The 8,075-nt window shown below is 61.4% G+C and carries 10 protein-coding genes; 4 read left to right on the top strand and 6 right to left on the bottom strand.

Annotated elements, in window-relative coordinates; translation table 11 throughout:
• Window positions 1-371: YlqF/YawG family GTPase (locus B3F77_RS15530; protein ID WP_422662096.1), on the bottom strand; the 371-nt coding region annotated here is incomplete at its 3' end.
• 248 nt (window positions 372-619) lie between these two features.
• Here B3F77_RS15530 and B3F77_RS15525 point away from each other — a divergent pair.
• Both B3F77_RS15525 and B3F77_RS15520 read left to right on the top strand, forming a co-directional pair.
• Window positions 620-1,309, top strand: coding sequence for a type 1 glutamine amidotransferase domain-containing protein (locus B3F77_RS15525; RefSeq protein WP_293605818.1), 690 nt, complete (start codon window positions 620-622; stop codon window positions 1,307-1,309).
• 287 nt (window positions 1,310-1,596) lie between these two features.
• A complete protein-coding gene (locus tag B3F77_RS15520) occupies window positions 1,597-1,866 on the top strand; it encodes a hypothetical protein (RefSeq protein ID WP_293605817.1) in 270 nt (89 codons plus the stop codon).
• A gap of 106 nt (window positions 1,867-1,972) precedes the next feature.
• Here the strand turns inward: B3F77_RS15520 and gshA are convergent, their stop codons facing one another.
• A complete protein-coding gene (gene gshA, locus B3F77_RS15515) occupies window positions 1,973-3,529 on the bottom strand; it encodes a glutamate--cysteine ligase (RefSeq protein WP_293605816.1) in 1,557 nt (518 codons plus the stop codon).
• A 350-nt stretch (window positions 3,530-3,879) separates the two neighbouring features.
• Between gshA and B3F77_RS15510 the strand changes: the two genes are divergently transcribed.
• Window positions 3,880-4,524, top strand: a complete 645-nt coding sequence (locus B3F77_RS15510; protein ID WP_293605815.1) for a hypothetical protein — start codon at window positions 3,880-3,882, stop codon at window positions 4,522-4,524.
• Window positions 4,525-4,621: 97 nt separating this feature from the next.
• Here B3F77_RS15510 and B3F77_RS15505 read toward each other — a convergent pair whose 3' ends face one another.
• Together B3F77_RS15505 and B3F77_RS15500 are read right to left on the bottom strand one after the other, a co-directional pair.
• The gene (locus B3F77_RS15505) at window positions 4,622-5,284 is read right to left on the bottom strand and encodes an alpha/beta hydrolase (protein WP_293605814.1); all 663 of its coding nucleotides are present in this window, start codon (window positions 5,282-5,284) and stop codon (window positions 4,622-4,624) included.
• A gap of 133 nt (window positions 5,285-5,417) precedes the next feature.
• Window positions 5,418-5,570, bottom strand: coding sequence for a tryptophan-rich sensory protein (locus B3F77_RS15500; RefSeq protein WP_293605827.1), 153 nt, complete (start codon window positions 5,568-5,570; stop codon window positions 5,418-5,420).
• A 338-nt stretch (window positions 5,571-5,908) separates the two neighbouring features.
• Between B3F77_RS15500 and B3F77_RS15495 the strand changes: the two genes are divergently transcribed.
• Window positions 5,909-6,493 (top strand): hypothetical protein, encoded by a 585-nt coding sequence (locus tag B3F77_RS15495; protein WP_293605813.1) that lies wholly within the window; start codon window positions 5,909-5,911, stop codon window positions 6,491-6,493.
• Between the two features lie 56 nt (window positions 6,494-6,549).
• On the opposite strand, the gene B3F77_RS15490 is transcribed toward B3F77_RS15495, so the two are convergent.
• Both B3F77_RS15490 and B3F77_RS15485 read right to left on the bottom strand, forming a co-directional pair.
• Window positions 6,550-7,059: a DUF1993 domain-containing protein gene (locus B3F77_RS15490; RefSeq protein WP_293605812.1), complete on the bottom strand. Its 510-nt coding sequence runs from the start codon at window positions 7,057-7,059 to the stop codon at window positions 6,550-6,552.
• Entirely contained in the window at window positions 7,056-8,075 is a 1,020-nt protein-coding gene (locus B3F77_RS15485; protein WP_293605811.1) for a tRNA dihydrouridine synthase, read from the bottom strand. Before B3F77_RS15485 ends, B3F77_RS15490 begins: the two co-directional genes overlap by 4 nt.

The following is an 8,075-nucleotide window of genomic DNA, read 5'->3' as shown; positions in this document are numbered from 1 at the left end:
TTGGGAATGCCGCAAATCAGCACGCGCATGGGTTTGACCATGCTGCCGCGGCTCGGTGCCAGCGCATGGCAGGCCTCGATGAGCGCTTTGGCGGGCGTGCTCATGCTGGCGTCCAGCCCAATGGCCCGCGTGCCGGGCAGGCTGTTGTAATGGGCCAGCCAGAGGGCGGTGCGGGCCGGGTCGGCCAGGTCCTGCTTGTTGAGCACCTTGAGCGCGGGCTTGGCACCGGTAAGCTCGGCCAGCATGGGGTTGGCACTCGACCCGGGCAGACGCGCGTCGAGCAGCTCAATCACCACATCAATTTCCTTGATGCGCTCCTGAATCGCCTTTTTGGTCAGGTGCATGTGACCCGGGAACCATTGAATAGCCATCTCTGAATGTTCTTTCTTTGCTTTTTTCCGTGCATTGGCGGGCTGTGCGTCCATTCGCTCCGCCAGCACGAATTGTGAACGCTCTTGCAGCATGCGGCCATGGCTTACAGGCAAAGCGCCCCTCCGCCTGCACCGGGCTGACGTTGACTGCGGAAAAATGAGCTTCTGCAATCTGGGTAGAGTGAAGTCAGCGCGCTTGCTCCGCCATTTTTACAACGCAGCCACTGCTGCAGACTCAGGGAATGACTATGAAAATACTGATGGTTCTAACCTCGCACGACGAGTTGGGCAACACCGGCAAAAAAACCGGCTTCTGGCTCGAGGAATTTGCCGCGCCCTACTACGTGTTCAAGGACGCGGGCGTCGATATTACGCTGGCTTCACCGCTGGGCGGGCAACCTCCGCTGGATCCAAAAAGCGACGAGCCGGACTCGCAGACCGAGGCAACGCGCCGCTTCAAGGCCGACATCCCTGCGCAAGACGCACTGGCCCATAGCGTCAAGCTCTCCAGCGTGTCGGCCGAGACTTTTGACGCCGTGTTTTACCCCGGCGGCCATGGCCCGCTGTGGGACCTGGCTGAAGATGCCGACTCGATCAAACTCATTGAGATCCTGTATGCCGCCGACAAGATCGTGGCTGCCGTGTGTCATGCGCCCGGCGTGCTACGCCACACAAAAGCCGCCAACGGCTCGCCACTGGTAAAGGGCAAACAGGTCACCGGCTTTACCAACACCGAAGAAGCCGCCGTGCAGCTCACCGATGTCGTCCCCTTTCTGGTGGAAGACGTGCTGGGCAAAAACGGTGGCATTTACAGCAAGGCCGCCGACTGGCAGCCCCATGTGGTGACCGACGGCAACCTGATCACCGGGCAAAACCCGGCGTCATCAGAACCGGCGGCGCATGAAGTGCTGCGCCAGCTGGAAGAGCGGAAAGCCTGACAGGGGGCTACCGAAGCGCTGCGCTTTTGATAGCTGCTGCAGCCCTTTCCATAGGTGCTTGAGCCTATTTTCAATGTCAATCAGCAGCCAGCCGCAATGAAAAAATAGCACCGAGGGCTCTGCTCATGCAATTTTTGGTCAAGTGATGGGCCTTTTGAGGCACCCAGCCTGCGGAGAACGCCATGCGCGGCCGACCAAGGATAGGGGAAAATCAGGACAAAGCCGCGTCAAAGCCGCTAAGAGCCGCCGGTGTCAACGCCGCATCACACTATCAACAGCAACATCCCATGCCCTTACCTACTCCACCCACCCGCAGGCCCAACAACCCCGCCAGCCGCCAAGCCGACGACAAAGCCAGCAACGAGTTGCTGTTCAAAGGCATTTTGTGCGCCCTCATTGGCGTGGCCGTGCTGGTGTCGCCCTACTTCATCACTTCACCGGGCATGCAGGGCATTGTGGCCAAGGCGTCACTGGTGGGCTGGTTTGCGCTGGTGCTGGGTGGCGCGTTTATCGGGCTGTATGTCTGGCGGCGCATGGCTGCCCCGACAAAACCATAAGCAAACCCGCCACAAAGCCAGCCAGACAGGTCGCCAGCGAGCTGATTTAACTATTACTTTAATAGCTAACTATGCCCGTCCTGCTTGGGCTAGCAGGATTTTTCTTTTAAATTTTTACCCCCAGGCGCTCCGCCGATACATACTGCTGGCGGTAGGCCTCAAAGGTCAGGCTATCCGAGGCTTCGATCTTCTTTTGCTCTTCGATGGATTTCTGGCTCTGCGCGGTCAAGCGCGCGAGCGGCCCGTCGGGCAAGGGCAGGCCCTGCAGTGCTCCTTGAGTCTTGGCAGACTGGGCCCGGGCAAATTCCATGAAGGAGTTGTCAAAGTCCTGTGCCATGGCGGCCAGCACGCGGGCTGACGGCAGGGTGCTGGTGTCCACCAGCGCAGCACCGGCCGCGGCCAACGACTCGCTGTATTGCGTGCCGCCATGCGCGGCGTCCAGCGCGGCGGCGATGGGGGCGCATTGGGCCAGCAGCTCGGTGCCCCACTCGGTCAGTGGCACCTCGCGCCCAGCGCGCTTCAGCAAGAGACCGGGTTGGCGGCCGCGCGCAGCCGCATCGTGCTGGTTGTGCTTGAGTTCGGCAATTTCCTGCGGCGTGTCGTCCGGGCTGTCGCTCAGCAGACAGTGCAGCAAAAACACATCAAGGAAACGCATGGTTTGCGCGTTGATGCCGAGTGGCTCGAAGGGGTCCAGGTCCATCAGGCGCACTTCGACATATTCAACCCCGCGCTCGCGCAGGGCGTGCAGCGGACGCTCGCCAGGGAAGATCACGCGCTTGGGGCGGATGGTGCCGTAGAACTCGTTTTCAATCTGCAGCAGCGTGGTGGCCAGCTGGTTGTAGTCGCCGCCGGGGCTGCGGATGCCAACTTTTTCATAGGGTGGGTAAGGCTGCATCAGCGCGGCCTGCAAGGAAGCGCAGTAGCCTTCGAGGCTGTTGTAGCTGACAGCCAGCGAGGCTTGCGCATCGCTCTGGTAGCCCAGGCGCCCCATGCGCAGCGAGGTGCCATGCGGCATGTACAGCGTGTGCCCGGCCAGCCGCTGCAGCTCGTGCTGGCGGCCGGCCACAAAGGTGGGACAGACGGCGGGCGACGCGCCAAACAGGAACAGCAGCAAAAAAGCGTGGCGGCGGAAATTCCGGGTGAGCGCAAAGTACTGCTCGCTTGTCACGCCGGGCAAAGACCAGTTGTAGTGAATGCCCGAGATGGTTTGCATGCGCCGGCCATAGCGGTGGCTCAAGCCCATGCGGTAAACACTTCTGGCGCGCCCGACGTTGGACAAGCCAAAGCGGGCAATGGGAATGGTCTCGTCGGTCGGCAAACCACAGGGCATGCTGGACACCCAGAGCATTTCGTCGCCGAGGTCTTTCAAGGCGCGGTAGGTGAACTGGTGCAGTTGCGTGAGTTCCTCCAGCGCAGCTTCGCAACTTTTGTGCGCGCTGGTGACCAGCTCCATCTGCGACTCGCTGAAGTCGGTGGTGATGTTCGGGTGCGTAAGCGCCGAGCCGAGGGCTGCCGGGTGTGGTGTCAGCGCCAGGCCGCCACCGGGCTGGGTGCGCAGGCTTTCCTTTTCGATGCCGCGGCGCATGCCCAATAGCTGGGCCGGGGTGAGCGCTTTCAGGCGATCCTGCATGAGCGCGCCCGCAGGCGCCTGCAACTTGGTCATTTCGTCATCCCTCAAATTCTTGAATTGGCGTGGAAGGTATCACAGGCCAGCGCTTCGCGCTGGCGAAACCGGCTTGCCTGCACAGCGTGGTGGAGTCTGCAAGGGCTGCCAGCAAGATGGCGGGATTTGAGCCGTACATGGTATTTTTAGGTGCCTTTCCATTCTTTATAGCTCAGGTGTAGGCGCCAAATCACGTCCGGCCGCCATGTTGCAGAAACTTCTTGACTTGCCTGACCCGCTCAACGACGATAAAAAACTTTCCGCAATACGCCGACCATCTTGCGCGCATCCCCATGGAGCCGCTGGTGCAGGGACTTCTGACCCGAAGCGGCGTTAAAACTTACATAAAAATGAAAAATTTGATACGCAGCTTGTTTGGCGCGTCCTCTCAGGCAACGCCGGTCCGGAGCGCACCCGCCGCGAGCCGCGACAACCCCGCCACCATACAGGAAGGCTCGGAAAATGCCATCCGTCGCCAGCTGGTGCAAGTGCTGCTGCGCGATGTCATACGCAAGCACGGCATACCACCTCACTGGATTGACCTGCAGATGCTGGTGGTGTCCAGCAGCAGTCGCGGGCCCGGCATGTATGTGCGGCTTGTCATGAAGCAATGGGACGATCGCCTGATGAACTACGCCTTCGCTCTGCAGAATACGCTGCTTGCCGACATTGTCCGCGTTGAACCACAAGCCTCCGACTGGCTGCACGGCATTTCGTGGCAGCTGGAAATGGCAGACACTTGCCCCTACCTGACGCTGCCGGACAAGGCTTTCTGGCTCGAGCCGGTGAAACAAGCTATTCCAGTTGCTCCAGTTGCTCCAGTTGCTCCAGTTGCTCAGGCTACCCCGGTTGCTCAGCCTGTCCAGGCCACTGCGGAAAATGATGCACGGCAGGACTTGGAACGCCTGTTTTTCATACGCGACCAGGAGATCAGCAGCGCAGCAGGCAGCCACGCACCGGTCGGCTACGAAAAAACGCAGCCTTCGCCGCTTTAGCGCTGGCCGTCCACCCGCATTGCTCTTGTTTTGCTAGTGACCTGCGACCGTGATGCAAGGGCGGGCGGTCATTTTTTATCCCCATCATTGATTCAACTCAGGCCAGCACGCACTGCAGCCACCGCTGCAGGTCGGCAATCTCCTGCGGGCAAACCGAGTGCTCCATCAGGTACTCGTGCCACTCCACCGGGTAGCCCAGCGCCATGAGCGCATCGCAAGTGGCTGTGGCGCGCGGCAGTGCCACCACACCATCGCGCGTGCCATGGGCCAGAAAGAGGGGCACATCCTGGTTGGCGGCGCTGCGCTCTTCGGCGGTTTTGTCCGCCAGCGGCAGGTAGCCAGACAGGACCGCAATGCCGGCCAGCCGCTCGCTGTGGCGCAGCCCCGTCATGAGCGCCATGGCGCCGCCCTGCGAAAAACCGGCCACCACGATGCGGTGAGCCGGAATGCCGCGCGAGACTTCATGGGCGATCAGCGTTTCAATCGACGCCTGCGAGTGGCGCAGACCGGCCTGGTCTTCGCGCCGAACCAGGTCGGCACCCAAAATGTCGTACCAGGCGGGCATGACGTAGCCGCCATTGATCGTGACCGGAATGCTGGGGGCACTGGGAAACAAAAACCGCACGGGACCCACGCTGGACAAATCCAGCTGTTCGGCAATGGGCACGAAGTCGCGCCCGTCAGCCCCCAGGCCGTGCATGATGAGAATGGTGGCGACGGGGTTTTCGCCCGTTTGGGCTTCGATAACTTCAAGGGACATGCGCTTACCCGGTCATGGTGAGGGTGGTGGGATGAGATGGTGGAGCTGCCGATCAAGCGCCGTAGCAGCTGGATCAGCTGTGGATTTTAAGCGGGCACCTGCGTGTTGATCTCGTCGGGCCGCTTGACAGGCTCTACCGGGTAAGCCAAGTAATGCTGAGCGGCAGCACGGCGGCAAACGCCACCCACAGCAAATACGGAATGTTGGCATAGGCCATCCAGCGCGCCCAGCGCCAGACGGCGTCCAGGGCCCAGACCAGGGTGACCAGCACGAGCAGGATGTCGATGCTCGCCAGCGCGTTGTTGAAAGTTGCTATGCCGAATTTTCACCATAGGCCGCGCACTGCCGTCCGCCCTGCAGGCTGATAGCCAGGCAGGACGCAAGCGCCAAGGCGCGTGCACCGCTTGCTTGCCGCTGGGTGCCGCAACTGGTGGCGGCGAACAAATAGTCAATTTTTTCGTGAAAAATTGCCAAATCCAAAGCCCAGCAAAACACAAAGCCGCTTGACTTGCACTCTGGGCTAGCCGACGATAACTGATACTTTGTAACGCCTGAGGAAGCAACAGGCAAATGGTCAGCCACCTTTAAATCACGTTGACCTACCAGTGGAACGAGGAAAATGCCATGAACATCAGCCAGTTGTTCGGCCTGAAGAGCCGCACGAAACCAGTCCTCGCCGGGCTCCAGCCCCCCGCCGAGGGGCCCGCCACCATTGAGGATGGCTCTGCCAATGCCTTGCGGCGCCAACTGATCCAGGTTCTGGTGCGCGACGTCATGCGTCGACACGGCATTCCACCCAGCTGGCTGGACTGCCAGATGCTGCTGGTCTCCAGTCGCAGTCGCGGAGAAGGCATGTATGTGCGGCTGGTCATGAAGCACTGGGACCTGCGTTTGCTGACCTATGCCGTCGCTTTCCAGAAGTCGCTGATGGTGGAGATCACGCGCTTTGAGCCGCGCGCCTCGGACTGGCTCTACGGCATCTCGTGGCAACTGGAAGTTGGCGACACTTGCCCTTATCCGGAACTTCCCGATCGTTCAGTGTGGGTTGAGCCCCCAAAAAAACCCGGTGCCAACCGCGAACCCAAACAGGATCTGGAGCGCATGTTTGCCATACGCGATAACGACATGCTGGTACGCGGCGCAGAGGCCGCCGCCCAGGCAGCGGGCTCCTATGCAAAAACACAGCCCCAAACGCTGACGAGGCAGTAACGGGCGACCCCGTCCCTTCACGCCCGCTACCGGGTTGGTGCGCGCCCGGGCCCTGCTCAATACGTGCCGATGTAGTCCTTCTTGCCCACTTCGACGCCGCCCTGGCGCAGGATGGAATAGGCCGTGGTGATGTGAAAAAAGAAATGCGGCAGGCCGTAATTGAGCAAATAAGACTGGCCGGTAAACCGTTTTTCTTTGGGTGTGCCAGCCTGCGTCACAATCACGCGCGTGGCGGCTTCGTCAAACTTGGCTACATCCAGCCCTTCAATGAAAGCCAACACGGTGGCGATACGCGCCTGCAGGTCGGCAAAGCTCTGCTCGGTGTCCTCCAGCTTGGGCACCTCCACGCCTGCCAGCCGCGCTGACACGCTTTTGGCGAAGTCGGTAGCCACCTGGACCTGGCGCAGCAGCGGGAACATGTCCGGGAACAGGCGCGCCTGCAGCAGTGCATTGGGATCGATCTTTTTTGCGACGACGTGCGCTTCGGCCTTGGTCAAAACATCTTGAAGTCCGCCCAGCATCTGTTTGAAGACGGGAATCGAGGCCGTGTAGATGGCGTTGGTCATGGGTTCTTTCGGTGGGTAAATGAATAAAAGGGCATCGTAGCGGACGCTTGACGCTTCTGCACCACGCCCGCCAGCCACCCATCAATGAGCGCTGGGTCGTTGATGCTCTTGAGTTGCTGGTAGGCGGTTTCAGCTTCGGGGAAACGGCGGCGCAAAAAGTTGAGCCATTGCTTAAGCCGGCCGGCGCGCGAGCGCGTATCCAGCCGGGTGCACACAAGCTGCCAGAATTCCGCCATGAGGGGCAGCAGCGCGGGCCAGGTAATGACAGCCGGGGCCGGATCGACTGCAGCACTCGTCATGTCTGCCTTGATGGCCAGGGCGAGGCCGGGATCGGTCACGGCGCCGCGGCCCAGCATCAGCATGTCGCAGCCCGAGGCTTCGCGGCAGCGGCGCGCATCATCCACCGTCCATATTTCGCCGTTCGCCACCACCGGAATGCGCAGCACGGCGCGAATGTCTGCAATGCGATCCCAGTAGGCTGGTGGCCGGTACGCCTGCTCTTTGGTACGGGCATGCACCACCAGTTCGTCAGCGCCGCCGCCGGCAATGGCCAGCGCACACTCCACCGCTCGCGAATCATCGCTGTAACCCAGCCGCATCTTGGCGGACACCGGCACATGGGCAGGCACGGCGCGGCGCACCGCAGTGACGATGGCCGCGATGGCGTCAGGTTCATCCAGCAGTGCGGCACCGCCGCCATGACGGTTCACCACCTTGGCTGGGCAGCCGAAGTTCAGGTCAATGCCGGCAGGCCCCAGACCCGCGAGCCGGGCGGCATTCTCGGCGAGGCAGACCGGGTCGGAGCCGAGCAGTTGGGCGCGCACCGGCACGCCAGCCAAGGTGCGGCCGCCTGTGTGCAGCTCTGGCACGATGCGGGTGAACACACGCTCGGGCAGCAACTGGTCGGTGATGCGAATGAACTCGGACACACAACGGTCGATGCCGCCCGCCCGCGTGAGAATGTCGCGCAACACGAAATCGAGCAGCCCCTCCATGGGCGCGAGCAGGATGGTCAT

This window comes from Polaromonas sp. UBA4122 (genome assembly GCA_002381615.1).
Lineage (GTDB): Bacteria > Pseudomonadota > Gammaproteobacteria > Burkholderiales > Burkholderiaceae_C > Polaromonas.
This window is presented reverse-complemented; position numbering and strand designations above follow the sequence as displayed.